This is a genomic window from Pseudomonas fuscovaginae SE-1, assembly GCF_000364705.1.
Taxonomy (GTDB): domain Bacteria; phylum Pseudomonadota; class Gammaproteobacteria; order Pseudomonadales; family Pseudomonadaceae; genus Aquipseudomonas; species Aquipseudomonas fuscovaginae_A.
The window spans coordinates 1-21,312 of the sequence record NZ_AQOH01000042.1; the positions used below are offsets into that span (position 1 = coordinate 1).

Consider the following 21,312-nt stretch of genomic DNA (forward strand, 5'->3'; position numbering starts at 1 on the left):
CAGCCCGTGACGCTCTGCGTCACAAGAGCGGACGCCGAGCGTCCTGAGAGGCATTCCCACGCGGAGCGTGGGAACGATCTGGTGCTCCGCATGGGAACGATCTGAAGAACCTTATGGTTCAGAGATCCAGCACCAGCGGCTCCTCCCCCTGGGCCGGCACCGCACAACAGATCAGTACCTGCCCTTCTCCCGGAATCTCCGAAGGGGGTTGCGGATAATGCACCTGACCACTGATCAACCGCGTACTGCAGGTGCCGCATGAGCCACCCCGGCAACTGAACTCCGGACGCAATCCACGACTCTCCGCCAACTCCAGCAGGCTCGCGCCCTTCGGTTGCCAACGGGCTTCCTTCGCCGAGGCGTGGAACAACACCGGCACCGCAACGGTCGCCGCTGGCGGTTGCTCGATCTGCCTGGCGCCAGGATCCAACCGCCGACGCAGGGTCGAGGGCCCGAAGGTTTCGGCATGGATCTGCTCATCACGAATATCCAGGTCACGCAGTTGATCGTACAAACCCTGGGTAAAACCGCCCGGCCCGCAAAGCACGAAATCCACCGCGTCGTAATCATCGATCAGCAGCACCTGCTGCATGACCTCGACATTCAGTCGGCCGGGCAGATCGTAATCCGCCCCCGGCCTCGCCTGCACCTCGGGCTGGCTGAGCAGACGCACCACCCGTACCGTTTCTCCGGCACGCGCCAGCAACTCATCCAGCTCCGCGGTGAAGGGCAACTCCGCCAGTGAACGGGCACTGAGGAACAGTACGCTCGGACGCATCCGGCGCGTGCGTTTGCCCTGGTACACCACCTCCCGCAGCATCGACAGCAACGGCGTGATGCCAACCCCCGCCGCCAGCAATACCAGCGGACGTGGCGCACTCGGTGCCACGGTGAAGTGCCCTTGCGGCGCGCGGGCCTCAAGCAGATCCCCCACCTGCAGGCGATCATGGACATGTGACGACACCAGCCCATCGCGTTTCACGCTGACCCGCAGAAACGGATCGGACGGCGCACCCGACAGGCTGTAGGTACGGATATGGGTGTGCCCGTCGACGCTGAACCGCAAGGGCAGATGCTGCCCGGCCTGGAACAGCGGGCTCCCTGCTCCATCGGTCGGCTGCAGGTACAACGAGCGGATATTCCGGCTTTCCTCGACGATCCGCTCGATCCGCAGCGGCCGCCAGCTATTACCCAAGGCCTCGGCCTGCAGGCGGGCGGCAGCCTGCTGCCAATTGCCGGTCATCAGGCTATTGGGGGAAAAGCCCTCGAACTTCCAACGCAGGGTCGAACCGGCTGGGCGACGAACGAAATGTTCCACGTGGAACTTCCATAAACGCTCCGCCCCCTGAAAGGCTTTCACCAGGGGGCCGTCGAGAATGATCTCGGTACGCCCACTCAGTTGCAGCAGGTCGCCGCTGTTGAAGTCGATGAACAACAAGCCGGCTCGCGGGTTGACCAGCAAATTGCCCAGTGTGTTGAAGAACAGGTTGCCGGCAAAGTCAGGGATGGTCAGGCAATCGCCCTCCACCTGAACGAAGCCGCTCTGGCCACCGCGATGGGAAACGTCCACCGAGCGGGCACCGTCGACATCGACATAGCTGGCGACGAAGAAGGTGTCGGCTGCGCGGATCATCGCCGTAGCCAGCGTGTCCAGGGTAGTACCGCTCTGGACGATCCGTTGCGTCGGGTCGACCGGCGCCACCCGCTCGAACTGGCGCAATTGAATGTACTGCGGGCAATTGCCGAAGCTGTGTTCCACGACGACATCCAGGCCCTGCTCCCCCCGGCCGCGGATGCGCCCATTGAGCCGGTTGCGCCGCCGCGTGTGCAGTTCGATGCCCAGCAGGCCCAGGGCTGCCCCGGCCCGCACGGCGTCGTGGGCCGGGTCCTCGGGCTGGGGAAAACTGTCGATCCGCAGGCACTTGGGGTCGGGAGAAAAGGCGAAGCCTGGCTCGCCTTCGAACAGACTTGCCCAGGGCCTTCCTTCCTCGTCGACGGCCCCGAACAGCATGAACGGCAGTTGCCTAAAGAAATCGCGATGCTGGTCCGGCATGTAGTCGCGGACCACCCGGGTGCCCAGTTCAGCCATCCGTTCGGCAACACCGACCCGCTCCTGCATCTGCCGTTCGCCTGCATGCCAGGGTGAAGCACCGGACTGATTCATCGCGATCTCTCCCGTGCCTGACTCAGGCTGTCTGCAAGCCGACGACAGTGCGTGGCATCGGCACGAAGCCCGGCAAGGCTTCGATACGTGCCAACCAGGCCCTGACGTTAGGGTAGTCCGCCAGCGAGACGTTGCCCTCCGGTGCATGGGCGATATAGCTGTAGCCGGCAACATCGGCGATGGTCGGTTGGTTGCCGACCAGGTAAGGCGAATGGCTCAGTTCCTGCTCGACCACCTTGAACAGCGCGTGGGAACGGCTGATCGCCTCGTCGGCATCGAAGTTCGCGCCAAACACCGTGATCAGCCTCGCCCGTGCCGGACCGAAGGCAATCGGTCCCGCTGCCACCGACAGCCAACGCTGCACCTGGGCAGCACCGACCGGATCGCCCGGCAGCCAGCGGCCATTGCCATACCTCTGTGCCAGGTACACCAGGATCGCGTTGGAGTCGGCGAGGACCACGCCCTGGTCATCGATCACCGGCACCTGACCAAAGGGGTTCAACGCCAGGTACTCGGGCTTCTTGTGGGCGCCGCTGGGCAGGTCGACATGAATCAGCTCCACCGGCAGGCCGAGCAGGGACAACATCAACTCGACGCGATGGGCATGACCGGAACGCGGGAAGTTGTAGAGCTTGATGGCAGGCTGAGACATGGGAGACTCCAGAGACATAGATGCGATCCGGGATGGATCGCGTGGTGGAGTCATCTTCCGCCTCTGGCGAAAACAACAGAATCACCAGAAATGGCAATCCGTTATTTCATTGGATGAAATAACGCTCGAGTGATTCGTGTGAATCCTTTCGACGGGGGCGAAGCTGACGGCCCATTCGCAGGCAAGCCGCGAATAAGCCTCTGCCCCTTCCGTTCAGCACTGCGGGAACCTCAGACCTTCAAGGCCAGATTCTCCCGCAAGGCCGCCACCACGAAATCGACGAAACTACGCACCCGCATCGGCGCCTTGCGCCCGCCCTGATACACCACATGAATCGGCAACGGCGGCAGCTCGAAATCCTCGAGCACCACCTCCAGTTCACCCGAGGCCAGCTTGTCCGCTACCTGATAGGACAGCACCCGGGTCAATCCCGCCCCGAGGCAGGCCGCCCGTATTGCCGCCTGGTTCGCGGTCATCGCCATGCGCGGCTCCAGCCGCACGTTGAGCGACTGGTCACCGTCGACGAACTGCCAGCTACGAACCTGGGAAGCACTCGAGGTCATGATGATCCGCGCCTGGCGCAGTTCATCCGGATGCCCGGGCCGGCCGTGCTCCGCCAGGTACCCGGGAGAGGCACAGACCACCCGGCGCACCTGCCCTACCCGCACCGCGTGATGGCCGCTGTCCGCCAATTCGCCAATGCGCACTGCCACGTCAATACCGTCCTCGACCATTCGCACCACCCGGTCGATCAGCAGGGCATTGATGGTCACGGCCGGATACTGTTCCAGGTAACGCACCATCACGGGTGTGACGTAAAGCTCGCCAAACAGCACCGGCGCGGTCATGGTCAACTCGCCACTGGGTTGGGCATGACTGTCGGCGGCGCAGGCTTCGGCCTCTTCCAGCTCGGCAAGAATCCGTCGACAGTCTTCGAAATAGCGCTGGCCCGGCTCGGTCAGGTGCACGTTGCGCGTGGTGCGAACCAGCAGTTGCGCGCCAATGCGTTGTTCCAGGGCCGCCACCGCCCGGGTGACGCTGGGCGCCGACAGGTTCAGGCGCCGTGCGGCCGCCGAGAACCCCTGCTCCTGGGCCACCGCCAGAAACACCTGCATTTCCTGGAATCTGTCCACCACGCCCCCTGGCCCATACCGGCAAAGAAAAGAGCCGCAACGGCGGCCCTTTTCAGCGTATCGAAAACCCGGCGCGATTACCCGGGGAGTTTTTCCAGGAACGCCAACAGCGCCTTATTCACGCTCTGCGGATTCTCGATGCTGGAGATATGCCCCGCCTCGGGAATGCCGATGTATGGGCAGCCAATGAGTTCGGCCATCTCGCGGGCTTCGCTCGGTGGCCGCGGCTTGTCCTGCTCGCCACACATCACCAGGGTGGTCTCGGCATTCAGCGCCGCCAATGCCGCAAGGCGATCGTCCCGGCCGAAGATCAGCCGCCCAAGGGGCACGATGCTGTCGAGCAGTCGCCCACGGGAGTAGGCCGTCAGGGAACTGCGGAAGGTCTGGTAGAACGGCGTCTCGGGGTCGATACCGGCCCTGAAGAAGATCGGCACGATGGCATCGAGCAGCGGCGGCGGAATGCTGCCGGCGTCCTCGATCATCTTCAGCATCGAGAAGTAGTACTGGCGGGTGGCTTCCGGTTCGGCACCGGCATAGGTGTCCATCAGCACCAGCCCACGAATGCGTTGCGGCGCAGCCAGTGCCAGGCGCGCGCCCCACATGCCACCAACCGACAGGCCCACCAGGCTGAAGCGCTGAATATCCAGCCGGTCGAGCAAGGCCAGCACCTGGGTGGCCAGGTCATCCAGGCCCTGGGTATTGGCCGGCAAGGGTCCCGACTGACCGTGGCCCCACAACTCCGGCACGATCACGCGATAGCGCTGGGACAATACGGCAATCTGCGGCGCCCACATGGCGCTGTCCCACAGATAGCTGGAACCCAGGACGACCACCTCGCCCTCCCCCTGGTCCAGGTAGTGGAGCGGCTGACCATCGATAGTCACAACTGGCATGGAATCCCCCTTGGGTGTGGATAAGACGGCAGATGCCTGTGCGGCATGCGGTAATTGAATCTTGCAGAGATCGGACAGTATTGGCCATAGGAGTTCACCGACCAATAGCCAGGGTTTTGTAATGAAAGATTCTGCATCAATGTTGATAATCCATAGCCAGTGAAAACGGATAGCTTGTGGATATCAGGACGCTTCAAGCACACTCATTCAAGCCGCATGGGCAGATCCCGCAGGGCAGGTTTCTTCCTTCTACTGTCATCTGGTCTTTTTACTCTTGAACGCAGGACGCAGGGGAAATTTCAAGTATTGCGACTTTATCTGGAATAGCGGCGCCATCAGAACCCGTAGGTAGACCGACGAGCCATGGATAAGTCGACAGGCAACCATTAACACTTTGAAACCTTCGTTTTCGGCCGGAACCGATCGACTGAGCTAACCTCGTGGCTTTCAAGCACCGAAACTTCCTACATGAACTACTCAGGACTTCTCTGCGCGGCGGTGTTGTTGTCGCTCGCCGGGTGTGAACAATCGGCCTCTTCGAGCGGTGGGATTTCCGCAGAGATCCCCGATCCCAACGCCCTCAAGGGCGGTTTCCGGGCAACCGGCAACGAGCCGGGCTGGATCGTGGAAGTGGGTATGGGAGAGACGCCGCCGCTGCACGTGGAAATGAACTACGGCCAGCAGAAAACCGAAGTGACCAGGTCGGAATCGACCCCGGACGGTTTCTTCGGCAATGCGGCGGATGGGACCGAAGTCCAGGTACTGATCGACAGAAGCACCTGCACCGACGACATGAGCGGCAGGAAGTTCGAGACGACCGTGCTGCTCAAGGTCGGTGACCGGGACTACCATGGTTGTGGCCAGTGGACCGTGGCTCACTAGCGTTCACCGGATACGACCGTGGCATGAACGTGACGAGCAGGCAATGAATGCCTGCCCGACAGTTCAACGCATCAGAACGTGGCCTTGACCTGCAGGCCGAATACCAGCGCATTGTCGATATCCTTCCCGGAGAAGGCGCCCGGCTCGATGATGTACTGCACGTCCGGTCGCAGCATCAGCCATGGAGCGGCCTGGTAGCCGTAGCTCAGCTCGATCAGGCGCTCGGCATTGTCGATGTTGGGAAACGGCTGGCCGGCATTGAATGCCGCGTCCTCCAACAGATCGCGACTACGCGGGTTGGGCACCGCACGGCCATAACCCAGGGCCACGCTGTCGCGCGAACGACCTTCGAACGGCTTGTACAGCACCACGCCGACACCATACCAGCGGGTGAACGGCGAGGCCGCCTCGCTCGAGGCCGAGTACTGACCGAAGACATGCAGGCTGCGACCCGGCGAGCCGGCATCGTTCCACACCGCCTGCTCGGCCAGCAGGTAATGGCCGCTGCGACTGGACACTTCCTTGCTGCTGCCGATGCGTTTCACGTCGGAACTGTCGTGGTAATAACCGAGCTTGTACTCGCCCGGCAGTTCGCTCTGGGGCCTGTACACCAACTCCACCGGCAGCACGGTACCGGTCGTGTGCTTGGGCCCCAGGTGCCAGGCGCGGCTGGAGTTACCGTTGCTCTCGGGGTCGACGTTGAACGCCGCCACGCGCAATTGCCAGGAGCGCGAAAGGTCGTACTTCAGGCGTGCGCCCAGGTGGGCGTTGGGGTAGTTGGTCCAGCCGCTGCCGCCGGACATGTTCAGCGGGTGGCCGCAGAAACCGGCGTTCATGAAGTTGCACAGGATGCCGCTGTCCAGACCACCGAGGTCGTTGCCCATGGCCATGTAGCCGAGCTTGACGTTGAGCGCCGGGGTGAACAGGGTGCGCTCGTAACTGAGTTCGGTGAGGCGGGTGTACAGGCCACCATAGTTTTCCTGGATCGGCAGGCGGTTGCCGACCAGGTCTTGCGAAGCGCTGTTGCCACGGCGGTCATTGATGGTCAGTTGGACCCTGCCGCCGTTTTCCCAACCGTACAGTTTCGACAGGTCGAACTGCACGCCGAGCTTGATGTTCTGCGAATAGCGCACTGAGCGGTGCAAGCCACCGTTGGCGTTGTAGGCGGTTTCGCCGCTGTAGTCACCGGTGAACCTGACGCCCTCTTCCTCGAGTTGATGGCGCAGGCCACCCCAGTCACCGGTCAGGGCGCCGCTGTACAGCGGATCACCCTCTGCTATTGCAGCGCTGCTGGCCAGCGCCAGCAGCAGGGCAGTCGGGGCATGTCTAATTGGGAGGGGCATTGCGGCATCTCGGATTGGATTTGGAGCAGGGATAGGGCTGCCCTGCCAGCCACTGGCAGGAGCGAGGCGGCGCAGTTTATGCGCCTGTAAATTGAATTAACAGGTTCGTACATTTTTAAAGCCCCCTCTGTCCAAGAGAGGTACGCGTAAAAAAGTGGATAAAACGTCGAATTTGCCAGGAAACAGCCGAAAAATTTCATTCCGGCCATGTTGAGAAAGCCCGTTTTCCGACCAAAGTCTTATCGCCGTCTGGATAACAGTTCCGGTGCGCAGGGAAACAGGAAGAAATCGATGTATCTCTGCGCAATCGAGGCAGGACCTGGCGACCCAACAGATCAGATGTCGAGGATCGGCGTGGCAGCCCATGAAGGTAGGAAGAGCGGCAACACGACGACAATCAGCACGCAGACCCCGTCGCGTGCGAGCAGACCTCAAGCGGGTGACAGAAGAGCCCTTCGGAAACGACACATCAATCGTACTGGGTGCTCGTTGCGGCAACGCTGGATCACCGTGCACCGCTCGATGGCTCCCTGGCTATTTTCCGTACAAAACCTAATGTGAAGCTACCTGCAGCCGATAATATGCCAGGAGTCAGACGTTCAGATTTCTTTATCTCGGGGTAATCAATGGAAATTCCATACCGCTTAAGACTTTCATTTTTTGATTTTTGGAAAGGCTTATTAAAAGGTACACTTTTCATCCAGAAGCGTTTGCGTGGGCACCTGAAGGAACAGCAGAAAAACTGGCCAAAGAAGCAACAATACAGCCAAGGCTATTTCTATCAAGGCTTGGAAGAGCTGGGAATTACAGGGCTCAAGCCTACGGGTTTTCGTTTCAAGCAATATGCTGTAGATGAAGAGTTGAAAGGTGCCGAGGTACTGGAGGTCGGCAGTAACTGCGGTTTTGTCTCGGTGTATTGTTCGCGACTGGCAAAGTCCGTAACAGCGGTTGAACTCAATCCATTCCTCAATAAAGTAGCGAAGGACACGGCGCGTTACCTTAAGCGCGACAATATAGAGCTTATTGAGAGTGACTTTGAACTCTTTGATACCGATAAGAAATTTGATGTAGTGCTGTCATTCTCCAATCATCATACCATTGATGGCAACTTCAATATGGGTTTTGAAAACTATATGAAGCGCCTGGCGTCTTTTTTAAAGCCAGGTGGTTACCTGCTGTTTGAAAGCCACAATGTTTTCGGGCCTGGCGTCGGCAACGTTGGGGATGATGGTGATATGGACGAAAAGTTTAAAATCATGAATTCCTATTTCGCTATAGAGCGTTATCGAATGGTCCACTGCTACCTGCGACATGGAATCGATGATGTCGACAAGCTATTCATTGTCGCTCGTCTAGTGGACACGCCGCCGAAAACGGAGTTCAGTCTTAAAGAAGCAATCCATCGCTATCACTATTGAGCCTATGCTCAATTTTTTGTGCGAGCAACAAGATCCAGAGGGGCGATCAAACGCTTATTTTTATCGCCTCAGCAAACTCCGATTGACTTGCTTCGTGCAGTAGACGATTGAAGCTGTATGTATCAGATCAGCCAAGTAGCTCAGCGATGAATTCGATGGACCATCCTCGCATGGAGCCCTCAGGGACTCCAAGCGAGACCGGCTTGATACTCAGAAACAGACCTTAGTGTTTACGATCGATCACTGTCGCCAGCAGACAGCCTGCCTTACTCCACCGTCACCGACTTCGCCAAGTTGCGCGGCTGGTCCACGTCAGTGCCCTTGAGCACGGCCACGTAGTACGACAGCAGTTGCAGCGGGATGGTGTAGAGGATCGGCGCCAGGATGTCGTGGATGTGTGGCAAAGTGATGACGTGGGTGCCTTCGCCATTGCTCATCCCGGCCTGTTCATCGGCGAAGACGATCAGTTCACCACCACGGGCACGAACTTCCTGCAGGTTGGACTTGAGCTTCTCCAGCAGCTCGTTGTTCGGTGCCACGGTGACGATCGGCATGTCGTTGTCGACCAGCGCCAGTGGACCGTGCTTGAGCTCGCCGGCCGGGTAGGCTTCGGCGTGGATATAGGAGATTTCCTTGAGCTTGAGCGAACCTTCCATCGCCACCGGATATTGCGCGCCACGCCCGAGGAACAGGGTGTGGTTCTTGTCGGCGAACAGCTCGGCGATCTTCTCGACCTTGGCGTCCATCGCCAGGGTTTCGCCCAGGCGGGTTGGCAGGCGGCGCAGTTCTTCCACCAACTCGGCTTCGACACCTTCAGCCAGGGTGCCACGGACCTGGCCCAGCGCCAGGGTCAGCAGCAGCAGGCCGACCAGTTGGGTGGTGAAGGCCTTGGTCGAGGCCACGCCAATTTCGCGACCGGCCTGGGTCAGCAGGGTCAGGTCCGACTCACGCACCAGCGAGCTGATGCTGACGTTGCAGATCGCCAGGCTGCCGAGGAAACCCAGTTCTTTCGCATTGCGCAGGGCAGCCAGGGTGTCGGCGGTTTCGCCGGACTGGGAGACGGAGACGAACAGGGTGTCCGGCTGCACCACCACCTTGCGGTAGCGGAATTCGCTGGCGACTTCGACCTGGCACGGAATGCCCGCCAGGCCTTCGAGCCAGTAACGCGCGACCATGCCGGCGTGGTAGCTGGTGCCGCAGGCGACGATCTGCACGTTGCGCACCTTGGCGAACAGCTCGGCGGCCTGTGGACCGAAGGCCTGGACCAGCACCTGGTTCTGGCTCAGGCGACCTTCCAGGGTGCGCTGCACCACGGAAGGCTGCTCGTGGATTTCCTTGAGCATGAAGTGACGGTACTCGCCCTTGTCGGCGGCTTCGGCGCCATCGCGGTACTGCACGGCTTCTCGCTCGACGGCCTGGCCGTTGATGTCCCAGATCTGCACGCTGTCACGACGGATCTCGGCAATGTCGCCCTCCTCCAGGTACATGAAACGGTCGGTCACCTGGCGCAGGGCCAGTTGGTCGGAGGCGAGGAAATTTTCACCCAGGCCGAGGCCGATGACCAACGGGCTGCCGCTACGGGCGGCCAGCAGGCGGTCAGGCTGCTGCGCATTGATCACGGCCAGGCCGTAGGCACCGTGCAGTTCCTTGACCGTGGCCTTGAGGGCCTTGGTCAGGTCACCCAGGTCCTTGAGCTTGTGGCTCAGCAGGTGGGCGATCACTTCGGTATCGGTGTCGGAGGTGAAGACGTAGCCCAGGCCCTTGAGCTGCTCGCGCAAGACTTCGTGGTTCTCGATGATACCGTTGTGCACCACGGCGATATCCGAGCCGGAGAAATGCGGGTGGGCGTTACGCTCGCATGGCGCACCGTGGGTGGCCCAGCGGGTGTGGGCGATGCCCAGGCGACCGGCCAGTGGCTGGCCGGCCAGGGCCTGATCCAGTTCGCTGACCTTGCCGGTCCGGCGAGTGCGCTCCAGCGTACCGTTATGGGTGAAGACGGCGACACCGGCGCTGTCGTAGCCACGGTATTCCAGACGCTTCAGCCCCTCGACCAGGATGGCCGTGATATTACGTTCAGCAACTGCACCGACAATTCCGCACATGCTTTTCTCTCCTAGCTGACGGCCGCGCAAATCAAATGAATGCCGCGGGCCTGAATCTGTTCGCGTGCCTCCTGAGGCAAGCGTTCATCGGTAATAAGGGTGTGGATGCTGCTCCACGGCAGCTCCAGGTTGGGAATGCGCCGACCGATCTTGTCGGACTCGACCATGACCACCACTTCACGGGACACTTCGGCCATCACTCGGCTCAAGCCGAGCAATTCGTTGAAAGTGGTGGTGCCCCGCTCCAGGTCGATGCCGTCGGCACCGATGAACAACTGGTCGAAATCATAGGAACGCAGCACCTGCTCGGCGACCTGACCCTGAAACGATTCGGAATGCGGGTCCCAGGTGCCGCCGGTCATCAGCAGCACGGGCTCGTGTTCCAGTTCGCTCAAGGCACGGGCGACATGCAGGGAGTTGGTCATCACCACCAGGCCGGGCTGAAAACCCAGCTCCGGAATCATCGAGGCGGTGGTGCTGCCACTGTCGATGATGATCCGCGCGTGCTCACGCAGACGTCCGACAGCCGCCCGGGCAATGGCCTGCTTGTACTTGGACACCGAGTGAACGGCATCACTGACCAGTTCCTGGGGCATGCTGATGGCGCCGCCATAACGACGCAGCAGCAGGCCATTGCTTTCGAGCGCGGCCAGGTCCTTGCGAACCGTAACCTCGGAAGTTTCGAAGCGCCTGGCCAGTTCATCCACGCTCACTTCGCCCTGTTCACTGAGCAGGGCGAGAATGCTGTGGCGGCGTTGTGGTGTATTACGTTTCGACATGGGTTGGTATGTTTCGATTCGAAAGATAATGTTCGCAATCAAAACCTGAAATCAAAATGTCGTCAAGTGAAAGGTTGTCAATGAAGTGTCTGTGGGTAACTTTCCACTGCTGCAGCCAGGCACCTCCCCAACCATACCCTGTGGGAGCCGGCTTGCTGGCGATAGGGATTTCAAGGGCACCACAAGGCCGCCTGCGGCGGTTCGCCAGCAAGCCGGCTCCCACAGCACAAGTCAGGATAAGTGGTTTACCCACAAGCACAGAGGGCCACACAGGGTGGCCCTCTATTTCCACAGCACGCGAAAGCACCTGTGGATAATTCAGCTCTTCTTGAGCTTCACCGGCCGTTTCCAACCATCGATATTGCGCTGGCGCGCGCGGGCCACACCCAGTTGGCCTGCCTCGACATTCTGAGTGATGGTCGAACCCGCCGCCGTGGTGGCGCCGTTGGAGATATCCACAGGAGCGACCAGGGAGTTGTTGGTACCGATGAACACGTCGTCGCCCAACACGGTCCTGTGCTTGTTGGCACCGTCGTAGTTGCAGGTGATGGTACCGGCACCGATGTTGGTCCGCTCGCCGATCTCGGCATCGCCCAGATAGGCCAGGTGGCCGGCCTTGGTGTCGTTGCCCAGCACCGCGTTCTTCAACTCGACGAAGTTACCCACATGGGCACGCTCGCCCAGCACACTGCCCGGCCGCAGGCGGGCGAACGGACCGGCATCACTGCCCTCGCCCATGATCGCGCCATCAAGGTGGGTGTTGGCCTTGAGAACCACGCCCTTGCGCAGGGTGCTGTCCTTGATCACGCAGTTCGGGCCGATCACCACGTCATCCTCGATCACCACACGACCTTCGAGGATCACGTTGATGTCGATCAGCACGTCGCGACCCACGGTGACCTCGCCGCGCACGTCGAAACGCGCCGGGTCGCGCAGGGTCACGCCCTGGGCCATCAGGCGCAGGGCCGCACGCTTCTGGTAGTGGCGCTCCAGCTCGGCCAGTTGCCGGCGGTCGTTGGCGCCCTGCACTTCCATCGCATCGTGGGGCTGCTCGGTTTCCACCACCAGGCCGTCGGCGACCGCCATGGCGATCACGTCGGTCAGGTAGTACTCGCCCTGGGCGTTGTTGTTCGACAGGCGGCTCATCCAGTCGCCCAGGCGCTGGGCCGGAAGCGCGAGGATGCCGGTGTTGCCTTCGGTGATGGCGCGTTGCGCTTCGTTGGCGTCCTTCTGCTCGACGATCGCACAGGCCTTGCCCTCGGCATTGCGCACGATGCGGCCATAGCCGGTCGGGTCGGCCAGTTCGACGGTCAGCAGAGCGACCTGCTCGGGCGTGGCGTGCCGCAGCAGGCGCTGCAGGGTATCCACTTCGATCAGAGGCACGTCGCCATAGAGCACCAGCACCGTATCGGCGCTAATGAAAGGAACGGCCTGGGCCACGGCATGGCCAGTACCCAGTTGCTTGTCCTGCAGGACGAAGTTCAGGTCATCGGCGGCCAGTCGTTCACGCACCTGGTCCGCACCGTGACCGATCACCACGTGAATGCGCTGTGGATTCAATTGGCGGGCGCTGTGGATAACATGTCCGAGCATCGAGTTGCCGGCGACGGGGTGAAGAACCTTCGGCAATGCCGAACGCATGCGGGTGCCTTGGCCGGCAGCGAGAATAACGATTTCGAGAGACATGACTGGCTACCAATCCTGGGTGGTCAGCGGGTGTGACCAGGTGATGAATACCGGAAAAGAAAAAGGGTAGCCGAGGCTACCCTTTTCAATCAATCGCGCAACAAGCGGTGGCTTAGCCGCCGAACTTCTTGCGGATCTGCTGGACGGTACGCAGCTGGGCTGCGGCCTCGGCCAGACGTGCAGCAGCGGAACCGTAGTCGAAGTCCGCGCCTTTTTCGTTCAGGGCCTTCTCGGCAGCCTTGACGGCTTCCTGAGCGGAGGCTTCGTCCAGGTCGGCAGCACGTTGCACGGTGTCGGCAAGAACCTTGACCATGTTCGGCTGAACCTCGAGGAAACCACCGGAGATGTAGAACACCTCGGCTTCCCCGCCCTGCTTGATCAAGCGGATCGGACCCGGCTTGAGATTGGTGATCAACGGCGCGTGGCCCAGGGCAATACCCAGGTCACCCAGTGCACCGTGTGCAATCACCATCTCGACCAGTCCGGAGAAAATTTCCCCTTCCGCACTGACGATATCGCAATGGACTGTCATAGCCATCTGATTGCCTCAACCTAAATTAGCGCCCGTTGCCGGGCGCCGGGATTACAGTTTCTTGGCTTTCTCGATCGCTTCTTCGATGCCGCCAACCATGTAGAACGCTTGTTCTGGCAGGTGGTCGTAGTCACCGTTGAGGATGCCTTTGAAGCCAGCAATGGTGTCTTTCAGGGAAACGTATTTACCCGAGGCACCGGTGAAGACTTCAGCCACGAAGAACGGCTGCGACAGGAAACGCTGGATCTTACGAGCGCGGGATACCAACTGCTTGTCGGATTCCGACAGCTCGTCCATACCCAGGATCGCGATGATGTCCTTCAGTTCCTTGTAGCGCTGCAGAACGTACTGAACGCCGCGAGCGGTTTCGTAGTGCTCGTTGCCGATCACGTTCGGGTCCAGCTGGCGCGAAGTCGAATCCAGTGGGTCTACCGCTGGGTAGATACCCAGGGAAGCGATGTCACGGGACAGTACGACGGTGGCGTCCAAGTGGGCGAAGGTGGTCGCCGGCGACGGGTCGGTCAGGTCGTCCGCAGGTACGTATACGGCCTGGATCGAGGTGATCGAACCTTGCTTGGTCGAAGTGATGCGCTCTTGCAGCACGCCCATCTCTTCAGCCAGGGTCGGCTGATAACCTACTGCCGAAGGCATACGGCCCAGCAGTGCGGATACTTCGGTACCGGCCAGGGTGTAACGGTAGATGTTGTCGACGAACAGCAGAACGTCGTTACCTTCGTCACGGAACTTCTCGGCCATGGTCAGGCCGGTCAGGGCTACGCGCAGGCGGTTCCCTGGTGGCTCGTTCATCTGGCCGTAGACCAGTGCCACTTTGTCCAGAACGTTGGAGTCCTTCATCTCGTGGTAGAAGTCGTTACCCTCACGAGTACGCTCACCCACACCGGCGAACACGGAGTAACCGCTGTGCTCGATGGCGATGTTACGGATCAGTTCCATCATGTTTACGGTCTTGCCGACACCGGCACCACCGAACAGACCAACCTTACCACCCTTGGCGAACGGGCAAACCAGGTCGATAACCTTGATGCCGGTTTCCAGCAGTTCGTTGCCACCAGCCTGTTCCGCGAAGGAAGGAGCGGCGCGGTGGATACCCCAGCGCTCTTCTTCGCCGATCGGACCGGCTTCGTCGATCGGGTTGCCCAGCACGTCCATGATCCGGCCCAGGGTCGCTTTACCGACCGGTACGGAGATGGCTGCGCCAGTGTTGTTCACGTCCAGGCCACGCTTGAGACCTTCGGTGGAACCCATCGCAATGGTACGTACCACGCCGTCGCCCAGCTGCTGCTGAACTTCCAGAGTGGTTTCGGCGCCTTGAACCTTCAAGGCGTCGTAGATGCTCGGTACGCTGTCGCGTGGAAATTCCACGTCGATGACGGCGCCGATGATTTGAACGATACGTCCGCTACTCATAGCTGGATCCTCTGAATATTTGAACCGTTAAACCGCGGCAGCGCCGCCGACGATTTCCGAGATCTCTTGGGTGATCGCAGCCTGACGCGCCTTGTTGTAGATCAGCTGCAAGTCGCTGATCAGATCACCGGCGTTGTCGGTAGCGTTCTTCATCGCGATCATCCGCGCCGCTTGTTCAGCAGCATTGTTCTCGACCACCGCCTGGTACACCTGCGACTCCACGTAGCGCACCATCAGGCCGTCAAGCAGCTCTTTGGCGTCCGGTTCGTACAGATAGTCCCAGTGGTGCTTGAGATCCTGATCCGGGGTTGCCACCAGTGGAATCAACTGCTCCACGGTAGGCTGCTGGGTCATGGTGTTGATGAACTTGTTGGATACCACGGACAGGCGGTCGATACGGCCGTCCAGGTAGGCATCCAGCATCACCTTCACGCTGCCGATCAGGTCGTTGATCGACGGCTCTTCACCCAGGTGGCTGATAGCTGCAACGACGTTACCGCCGAAGTTGCGGAAAAAGGCCGCACCCTTGCTACCCACGACACACAGATCGATCTCGACGCCGTTTTCGCGGTTTACCGCCATGTCCTTGACCAGGGCCTTGAACAGGTTGGTGTTCAAGCCGCCGCACAGACCACGGTCACTGCTCACCACGATGTAACCGACGCGCTTGATGTCGCGGTCGATCATGAACGGGTGGCGGTATTCCGGGTTGGCGTTGGCCAGATGCCCAATTACCTGGCGGATACGCTCCGCATAAGGACGGCTAGCAGCCATGCGCATTTGTGCCTTGCGCATTTTGCTGACCGCCACTTTTTCCATGGCGCTGGTAATTTTTTGCGTGCTTTTGATGCTCGCAATCTTACTGCGAATCTCTTTTGCGCCTGCCATGTAACACCTATCAGGTTAGCAAGCGGGAGCCTTGCGGCTCCCGCTGCGGCTTACCAGGTTTGGGTGGCCTTGAACTTCTCGATACCAGCCTTCAGGCCAGCGTCGATTTCGTCATTGAAGTCACCCTTCACGTTGATCTTGGCCATCAAATCGGCGTGATCGCGGTTGAAGTAAGCAATCAGCGCTTGCTCGAAGCTGCCGATCTTGGCGATTTCAACGTCGGTCAGGAACCCACGCTCAGCGGCATACAGCGACAGCGACATGTCGGCGATCGACATTGGCGCGTATTGCTTCTGCTTCATCAGCTCGGTAACGCGCTGACCATGCTCAAGTTGCTTGCGGGTCGCTTCGTCCAGGTCAGAAGCGAACTGGGCGAATGCCGCCAGTTCACGGTACTGGGCCAGGGCGGTACGGATACCACCGGACAGCTTCTTGATGATCTTGGTCTGAGCGGCACCACCTACACGGGATACCGAAACACCGGCGTTCACTGCAGGGCGGATGCCCGAGTTGAACATGGCCGATTCCAGGAAGATCTGACCGTCGGTGATGGAGATCACGTTGGTCGGAACGAACGCGGAAACGTCGCCAGCCTGGGTTTCGATGATCGGCAGAGCGGTCAGGGAGCCGGTTTTGCCGGTCACTGCGCCGTTGGTGAACTTCTCGACGTACTCTTCCGAAACGCGGGATGCGCGCTCCAGCAGACGAGAGTGGAGATAGAACACGTCACCTGGGTACGCTTCACGTCCTGGTGGACGACGCAGCAGCAGGGAGATCTGGCGGTAGGCCACAGCCTGCTTGGACAGATCGTCATAAACGATCAGCGCGTCTTCACCGCGGTCGCGGAAGTATTCGCCCATGGTGCAACCGGAGTACGGAGCCAGGAACTGCAGGGCAGCCGATTCGGAAGCGCTGGCGGCAACGATGATGGTGTTGGCCAGTGCGCCGTTTTCTTCCAGCTTGCGAACCACGTTGGCGATGGTCGATTGCTTCTGACCAACGGCGACGTATACGCAGAAGATACCGCTGTTCTTCTGGTTGATGATGGCGTCGATCGCCATGGCGGTCTTGCCGATCTGACGGTCACCGATGATCAGCTCACGCTGGCCACGGCCGACCGGGATCATGGCATCGACTGCCTTGTAGCCAGTCTGTACAGGCTGGTCTACCGACTTACGCCAGATCACGCCTGGAGCAACTTTCTCGACCGCGTCGGTCTCGGTGTTGTTCAGCGGACCTTTGCCGTCGACAGGGTTGCCCAGTGCGTCGACCACGCGACCCAGCAGTTCCTTGCCAACCGGAACCTCCAGGATGCGGCCGGTGCACTTGGCGCTCATGCCTTCAGCCAGAGTCGTGTACGCGCCCAGTACCACGGCGCCCACGGAGTCCTGCTCCAGGTTGAGGGCCATGCCATAGACGCCGCCCGGGAACTCGATCATTTCGCCGTACATAGCGTCGGCCAGACCGTGAATCCGCACGATACCGTCAGACACGCTGACGACGGTGCCTTCGTTACGGGCTTGGGAGGTCACATCGAGCTTTTCGATGCGGCCCTTGATAATTTCACTTATTTCGGAAGGATTGAGTTGCTGCATTGCTCTGCTGCCCCTTCAAACTCAAGATTTCAATGCTTCGGCCAGTTTCGCGAGTTTGCCGCGAACTGAGCCATCGATAACCAGGTCGCCGGCGCGAATGACAACACCCCCGATGAGGGATGCATCTTCCGCAACTTGCAGGCGCACTTCCCGGTCGAGTCGTGCACTGAGAACCTTGGCGAGTTTGTCTTGCTGTTCTTGGTTCAATGCAAAAGCACTGGTGACTTCCACGTCTACCGACTTCTCCCGCTCGGCCTTGTACAGGTCGAACAGGGCGGAGATCTCCGGCAACAGCTGGAGACGGTCGTTTTCGGCAACGACGTGGATGAAATTCTGTGCCTTGGCATCGAACTTGTCGCCGCACACGTCGATAAACGCGGCGGCCTTGTTTGCGCTCGTCAGTCGCGGGGCCTTGAGCACGCGCTGCATGGTGTCGTCCTGCGACACCGCTGCTGCCAGGCCGAGCATGGCTGACCAATTGGCCAGTTGCTGGTGGGCCTGAGCGTGCTCGAAGGCCGCCTTAGCGTAAGGTCGGGCCAACGTGGTCAGTTCTGCCATGATCGCCCTCGCTTAAATTTCAGCAGCCAGTTTGTCAACCAGCTCCGCGTGCGCGTTTTGATCGATTGTGGCGCCCAGGATCTTCTCGGCACCACCGACGGCCAGGCTCCCCAGTTGGGCGCGCAGCGCGTCTTTGACGCTGTTCAATTCCTGCTCGATCTCGGCCTGAGCCGAAGCCTTCACGCGCTCAGCTTCGACGCGGGCTTTTTCAACAGCCTCTTCGACGATCTGGTTGCTGCGTTTCTTGGCTTGCTCAATGATCTCGGCTGCCTGTGCTTTCGCTTCGCGCAGTTGGTTGCCCGCTTTCTCTTGGGCCAACTCCAGGTCGCGAGCTGCACGGGTGGCAGCGTCCAATCCATCCGCGATCTTCTTCTGACGTTCGTGCAAAGCCGCGATGACCGGAGGCCACACGAACTTCATGCAAAACAGTACAAAAATGAAGAACGCAACGGACTGGCCAATCAGGGTTGCATTAATGTTCACGCCAACACCTCGCTCGTTCGTTGTCCATCAATCAACTCGAAAATTCGAGTGATTAGCCAGCGAGTTGACCAACGAAGGGGTTCGCGAAGGTGAAGAACAGAGCGATACCAACGCCGATCATGGTTACGGCGTCGAGCAGACCGGCCACGATGAACATTTTGACTTGCAGCATTGGAACCATTTCTGGCTGGCGAGCAGCGCCTTCCAGGAATTTGCCGCCCAGCAGGCCGAAACCAATTGCGGTACCCAGTGCGCCCAGGCCGATCAACAGTGCAACAGCGATAGCGGTTAGACCAACTACAGTTTCCATCTTTCCTCCCGACTTTTACGTCGTATGGTTTAGGTTTTTTTAATTTAAAGCGGTAAAACAAATCGTTTCAGCGGGCCCTGCCGCGGTTTCCCGCCTGGGGCCCTCTCCCGTTTGACCGGGAGAGACATCAGACTGGCCGAAGCCGGTCTTAATGGTTTTCTTCGTGCGCCATCGACAGGTAGACGATGGTCAGCATCATGAAGATGAACGCCTGCAGGGTGATGATCAGGATGTGGAACACCGCCCACGCCCACTGCAGAACCACGCCCAGGCCGCTCAGCCAGAGCAGGCCGGTACCGAACATCACGGCGATCAGGATGAACACCAGCTCACCGGCGTACATGTTGCCGAACAGACGCAGTGCCAGGGAAATCGGCTTGGCGATCAGGGTCACGAATTCCAGCAGGAAGTTGACCGGGATCAGCAGCGCCTGGACCAGGATGTTCTTGCTACCGAACGGGTGCAGGGTCAGTTCGCCGATGAAGCCGCCGATGCCCTTGACCTTGATGCTGTAGAAAATGATCAGTGCGAACACCGAGAATGCCATGGCCAGCGTGGCGTTCGGGTCGGTGGTCGATACGGCGCGGAACGGAATCTCGTGGTTGCCGGAGATCAGCGCGGCCAGTTGCGGGATCCAGTCCACCGGTACCAGGTCGATGGCGTTCATCAGGAACACCCAGACGAAAATGGTCAGGGCCAGCGGCGCGATCAGCGGGCTGCGGCCGTGGAAGCTGTCCTTGACGCTGCCGTCGACGAATTCGACCAGCACTTCAACGAAGTTCTGCAGGGCGCCCGGCTGACCGGAGGTCGCCTTTTTCGCCGCCATGCGGAACAGCAGGATGAAGATCAGGCCCAGAGCCACGGACCAGCCCAGGGTATCCACGTGGAATGCCCAGAAGCCCATGGCCTTGGCTTCTGCCGCGGAATGGGCAAAGCCCCAACCGCCGTTAGGTAGCTGACCGAAGGTCAGGTTCTGCAAGTGGTGCTGGATATAGCCCGAAGCGGATTCTGCTGACATGTTTGCCTCAAACGCCCTAAGGTCTCAAAAGTCTTGTTTTCATTAGCAGGGGTGCAAACCAGCTGACCGATTGAGTCAGCACGAAGACACCGAATACCGCGATCGGCGCCAGTGGCTTCACACCTGCAAACGTCAGTGCGAACAGCACTGCCGTCAAAATCAACTTGCCCGCCTCGCCGGCATAAAAGGACCGGACGATGGACTGGGCTGCTCGGGCGCCGGAAAACCGAAAGGCCCTGTGAGCAAAATACGCATTGGGGAGCAATGCTATCAGGCCTCCGCAGAGTCCCGAGTATCCGGCAACGACACCCCGCCATTGCCAAAGCGCCGCCGCGGCCACCAGTAATACGACCAACTGAGCCAATAGAACCGGAAATACCGCCAAGCGATGGAACGGCAACCTGTTTGGCGTGCGGTTTTCCATCACTTTCGCTCCTCAAGGGTCGGCCGCCAGAAATCAATAACTTGGCATAAATTGTGCCGACAAAATGCGCGCAGAGTATAGGGGCGGTTCAGCCCCTATTCAACTGCCGGGTAGTCTTTTCCGACTGCGCGCTACATGAGGAAATGTTTCAGCGGATGTGTGCAAGGACACCCTGCAACTCGTCGAGCGAGTTGTAGCGGATCACCAACTGACCTTTTCCCTTCTGCCCATGACGAATCTGTACCGCAGAGCCTAGACGCTCGGCCAGGCGCTGCTCGAGGCGGCTGATGTCGGGGTCGGCCTTGGGCGGTTCGACCGGAGCCGGTTTACCGCTCAGCCACTGGCGAACCAGGGCTTCGGTCTGACGTACGGTGAGGCCGCGTGCGACAACGTGTCGCGCCCCTTCGACCTGCCGATCATCCGGTAATCCGAGCAGGGCACGGGCGTGCCCCATTTCCAGGTCGCCGTGGGACAACATGGTCTTGATCACCTCCGGCAGCGCGATCAGGCGCAGCAGGTTGGCCACTGTCACGCGGGACTTGCCCACAGCCTCGGCGACCTGTTGCTGGGTCAGCTGGAATTCCTGCTGCAGGCGCTGCAGGGCCAGGGCTTCCTCGATCGGGTTGAGATCTTCGCGCTGGATGTTCTCGATCAGGGCCATGGCGATGGCGGTTTCGTCCGGCACATCGCGGACCATGGCCGGAATGGTTTCCTGTCCGGCCTGCTGACTGGCGCGCCAGCGACGCTCACCGGCGATGATCTCATAGCGGCCGCTGCCGATCGGGCGCACCACGATCGGCTGCATGACGCCCTGGGCCCTGATCGAATTCGCCAGTTCTTCCAGCGCCTGCGGGTCCATGTCGCGGCGCGGCTGGTACTTGCCGCGCTGGATCAGGTCCAGCGGCAGTTGCTGCAGTTCGCGCTGGTCGGCCAGTACGGCCTGTTCTTCCAGCGCGCTGACGGTCGGACCGCTCAGCAGAGCGTCCAGTCCGCGTCCGAGTCCTCGTTTCTTGACGGCCATGGG

General features: G+C 60.1%; 20 protein-coding genes. 2 read left to right on the forward strand and 18 right to left on the reverse strand.

From position 1 onward, the window contains the following. Nucleotides 1-118: 118 nt before the first annotated feature. From K675_RS0104965 to K675_RS0104980, 4 genes are all read right to left on the reverse strand, one after another. On the reverse strand, nt 119-2,164 hold the full coding sequence (locus tag K675_RS0104965; RefSeq protein ID WP_017902405.1) for a pyridoxamine 5'-phosphate oxidase family protein: 2,046 nt from the start codon (nt 2,162-2,164) through the stop codon (nt 119-121). 22 nt (nt 2,165-2,186) lie between these two features. After that, entirely contained in the window at nt 2,187-2,816 is a 630-nt protein-coding gene (locus K675_RS0104970; RefSeq protein WP_017902406.1) for a glutathione S-transferase family protein, read from the reverse strand. Nucleotides 2,817-3,046: 230 nt separating this feature from the next. Continuing rightward, nucleotides 3,047-3,949: a LysR family transcriptional regulator gene (locus K675_RS0104975; protein ID WP_026144940.1), complete on the reverse strand. Its 903-nt coding sequence runs from the start codon at nt 3,947-3,949 to the stop codon at nt 3,047-3,049. A 77-nt stretch (nt 3,950-4,026) separates the two neighbouring features. Next, on the reverse strand, nt 4,027-4,842 hold the full coding sequence (locus K675_RS0104980; protein ID WP_017902408.1) for an alpha/beta fold hydrolase: 816 nt from the start codon (nt 4,840-4,842) through the stop codon (nt 4,027-4,029). A 468-nt stretch (nt 4,843-5,310) separates the two neighbouring features. Between K675_RS0104980 and K675_RS0104985 the strand changes: the two genes are divergently transcribed. Then, on the forward strand, nt 5,311-5,724 hold the full coding sequence (locus tag K675_RS0104985) for a hypothetical protein (protein ID WP_026144941.1): 414 nt from the start codon (nt 5,311-5,313) through the stop codon (nt 5,722-5,724). Between the two features lie 71 nt (nt 5,725-5,795). Here K675_RS0104985 and K675_RS0104990 read toward each other — a convergent pair whose 3' ends face one another. Beyond that, nucleotides 5,796-7,067: a carbohydrate porin gene (locus K675_RS0104990; protein WP_017902410.1), complete on the reverse strand. Its 1,272-nt coding sequence runs from the start codon at nt 7,065-7,067 to the stop codon at nt 5,796-5,798. A gap of 626 nt (nt 7,068-7,693) precedes the next feature. Here K675_RS0104990 and K675_RS0104995 point away from each other — a divergent pair. Then, nucleotides 7,694-8,485 carry a class I SAM-dependent methyltransferase gene (locus K675_RS0104995; protein ID WP_026144942.1) on the forward strand — a complete coding sequence of 264 codons (792 nt, stop codon included), beginning with the start codon at nt 7,694-7,696 and terminating at the stop codon, nt 8,483-8,485. A gap of 266 nt (nt 8,486-8,751) precedes the next feature. Here K675_RS0104995 and glmS read toward each other — a convergent pair whose 3' ends face one another. From glmS to K675_RS0105060, 13 genes are all read right to left on the reverse strand, one after another. Continuing rightward, nucleotides 8,752-10,587: a glutamine--fructose-6-phosphate transaminase (isomerizing) gene (glmS, locus tag K675_RS0105000; protein ID WP_017902412.1), complete on the reverse strand. Its 1,836-nt coding sequence runs from the start codon at nt 10,585-10,587 to the stop codon at nt 8,752-8,754. A gap of 11 nt (nt 10,588-10,598) precedes the next feature. Then, complete coding sequence (locus tag K675_RS0105005; RefSeq protein ID WP_017902413.1) at nt 10,599-11,366, reverse strand: DeoR/GlpR family DNA-binding transcription regulator; 768 nt, start codon at nt 11,364-11,366, stop codon at nt 10,599-10,601. Nucleotides 11,367-11,684: 318 nt separating this feature from the next. Next, complete coding sequence (gene glmU / locus K675_RS0105010) at nt 11,685-13,052, reverse strand: bifunctional UDP-N-acetylglucosamine diphosphorylase/glucosamine-1-phosphate N-acetyltransferase GlmU (protein WP_017902414.1); 1,368 nt, start codon at nt 13,050-13,052, stop codon at nt 11,685-11,687. 112 nt (nt 13,053-13,164) lie between these two features. Continuing rightward, complete coding sequence (locus K675_RS0105015) at nt 13,165-13,590, reverse strand: F0F1 ATP synthase subunit epsilon (protein ID WP_010447599.1); 426 nt, start codon at nt 13,588-13,590, stop codon at nt 13,165-13,167. Nucleotides 13,591-13,635: 45 nt separating this feature from the next. Continuing rightward, complete coding sequence (atpD, locus tag K675_RS0105020) at nt 13,636-15,012, reverse strand: F0F1 ATP synthase subunit beta (RefSeq protein ID WP_017902416.1); 1,377 nt, start codon at nt 15,010-15,012, stop codon at nt 13,636-13,638. A gap of 27 nt (nt 15,013-15,039) precedes the next feature. After that, complete coding sequence (gene atpG / locus K675_RS0105025; protein WP_017902417.1) at nt 15,040-15,900, reverse strand: F0F1 ATP synthase subunit gamma; 861 nt, start codon at nt 15,898-15,900, stop codon at nt 15,040-15,042. A 50-nt stretch (nt 15,901-15,950) separates the two neighbouring features. Continuing rightward, nucleotides 15,951-17,495 carry a F0F1 ATP synthase subunit alpha gene (gene atpA / locus K675_RS0105030; RefSeq protein WP_017902418.1) on the reverse strand — a complete coding sequence of 515 codons (1,545 nt, stop codon included), beginning with the start codon at nt 17,493-17,495 and terminating at the stop codon, nt 15,951-15,953. A 21-nt stretch (nt 17,496-17,516) separates the two neighbouring features. After that, nucleotides 17,517-18,053: a F0F1 ATP synthase subunit delta gene (locus K675_RS0105035; protein WP_017902419.1), complete on the reverse strand. Its 537-nt coding sequence runs from the start codon at nt 18,051-18,053 to the stop codon at nt 17,517-17,519. 12 nt (nt 18,054-18,065) lie between these two features. Beyond that, complete coding sequence (locus K675_RS0105040; protein ID WP_017902420.1) at nt 18,066-18,536, reverse strand: F0F1 ATP synthase subunit B; 471 nt, start codon at nt 18,534-18,536, stop codon at nt 18,066-18,068. A gap of 52 nt (nt 18,537-18,588) precedes the next feature. Continuing rightward, nucleotides 18,589-18,846 carry a F0F1 ATP synthase subunit C gene (gene atpE / locus K675_RS32055; protein WP_002555987.1) on the reverse strand — a complete coding sequence of 86 codons (258 nt, stop codon included), beginning with the start codon at nt 18,844-18,846 and terminating at the stop codon, nt 18,589-18,591. Between the two features lie 148 nt (nt 18,847-18,994). Beyond that, the gene (gene atpB, locus K675_RS0105050; RefSeq protein ID WP_017902422.1) at nt 18,995-19,864 is read right to left on the reverse strand and encodes a F0F1 ATP synthase subunit A; all 870 of its coding nucleotides are present in this window, start codon (nt 19,862-19,864) and stop codon (nt 18,995-18,997) included. A gap of 16 nt (nt 19,865-19,880) precedes the next feature. Further along, the gene (locus tag K675_RS0105055; RefSeq protein ID WP_017902423.1) at nt 19,881-20,288 is read right to left on the reverse strand and encodes a F0F1 ATP synthase subunit I; all 408 of its coding nucleotides are present in this window, start codon (nt 20,286-20,288) and stop codon (nt 19,881-19,883) included. Nucleotides 20,289-20,436: 148 nt separating this feature from the next. Continuing rightward, nucleotides 20,437-21,309 (reverse strand): ParB/RepB/Spo0J family partition protein, encoded by an 873-nt coding sequence (locus K675_RS0105060; protein ID WP_017902424.1) that lies wholly within the window; start codon nt 21,307-21,309, stop codon nt 20,437-20,439. Between the last annotated feature and the right edge of the window lie 3 nt (nt 21,310-21,312).

Bases quoted from the DNA above. Each gene is read 5' to 3' on its own strand.
- atpE (WP_002555987.1), bottom strand. From the start codon at position 18,846: ATGGAAACTGTAGTTGGTCTAACCGCTATCGCTGTTGCACTGTTGATC.
- K675_RS0104970 (WP_017902406.1), bottom strand. From the start codon at position 2,816: ATGTCTCAGCCTGCCATCAAGCTCTACAACTTCCCGCGTTCCGGTCAT.
- atpA (WP_017902418.1), bottom strand. From the start codon at position 17,495: ATGCAGCAACTCAATCCTTCCGAAATAAGTGAAATTATCAAGGGCCGC.
- K675_RS0105005 (WP_017902413.1), bottom strand. From the start codon at position 11,366: ATGTCGAAACGTAATACACCACAACGCCGCCACAGCATTCTCGCCCTG.
- glmS (WP_017902412.1), bottom strand. From the start codon at position 10,587: ATGTGCGGAATTGTCGGTGCAGTTGCTGAACGTAATATCACGGCCATC.
- K675_RS0104965 (WP_017902405.1), bottom strand. From the start codon at position 2,164: ATGAATCAGTCCGGTGCTTCACCCTGGCATGCAGGCGAACGGCAGATG.
- K675_RS0105055 (WP_017902423.1), bottom strand. From the start codon at position 20,288: ATGGAAAACCGCACGCCAAACAGGTTGCCGTTCCATCGCTTGGCGGTA.
- K675_RS0105060 (WP_017902424.1), bottom strand. From the start codon at position 21,309: ATGGCCGTCAAGAAACGAGGACTCGGACGCGGACTGGACGCTCTGCTG.
- K675_RS0105035 (WP_017902419.1), bottom strand. From the start codon at position 18,053: ATGGCAGAACTGACCACGTTGGCCCGACCTTACGCTAAGGCGGCCTTC.
- K675_RS0104995 (WP_026144942.1), top strand. From the start codon at position 7,694: ATGGAAATTCCATACCGCTTAAGACTTTCATTTTTTGATTTTTGGAAA.
- atpD (WP_017902416.1), bottom strand. From the start codon at position 15,012: ATGAGTAGCGGACGTATCGTTCAAATCATCGGCGCCGTCATCGACGTG.
- atpB (WP_017902422.1), bottom strand. From the start codon at position 19,864: ATGTCAGCAGAATCCGCTTCGGGCTATATCCAGCACCACTTGCAGAAC.
- atpG (WP_017902417.1), bottom strand. From the start codon at position 15,900: ATGGCAGGCGCAAAAGAGATTCGCAGTAAGATTGCGAGCATCAAAAGC.
- K675_RS0105015 (WP_010447599.1), bottom strand. From the start codon at position 13,590: ATGGCTATGACAGTCCATTGCGATATCGTCAGTGCGGAAGGGGAAATT.
- glmU (WP_017902414.1), bottom strand. From the start codon at position 13,052: ATGTCTCTCGAAATCGTTATTCTCGCTGCCGGCCAAGGCACCCGCATG.
- K675_RS0104990 (WP_017902410.1), bottom strand. From the start codon at position 7,067: ATGCCCCTCCCAATTAGACATGCCCCGACTGCCCTGCTGCTGGCGCTG.
- K675_RS0104980 (WP_017902408.1), bottom strand. From the start codon at position 4,842: ATGCCAGTTGTGACTATCGATGGTCAGCCGCTCCACTACCTGGACCAG.
- K675_RS0104985 (WP_026144941.1), top strand. From the start codon at position 5,311: ATGAACTACTCAGGACTTCTCTGCGCGGCGGTGTTGTTGTCGCTCGCC.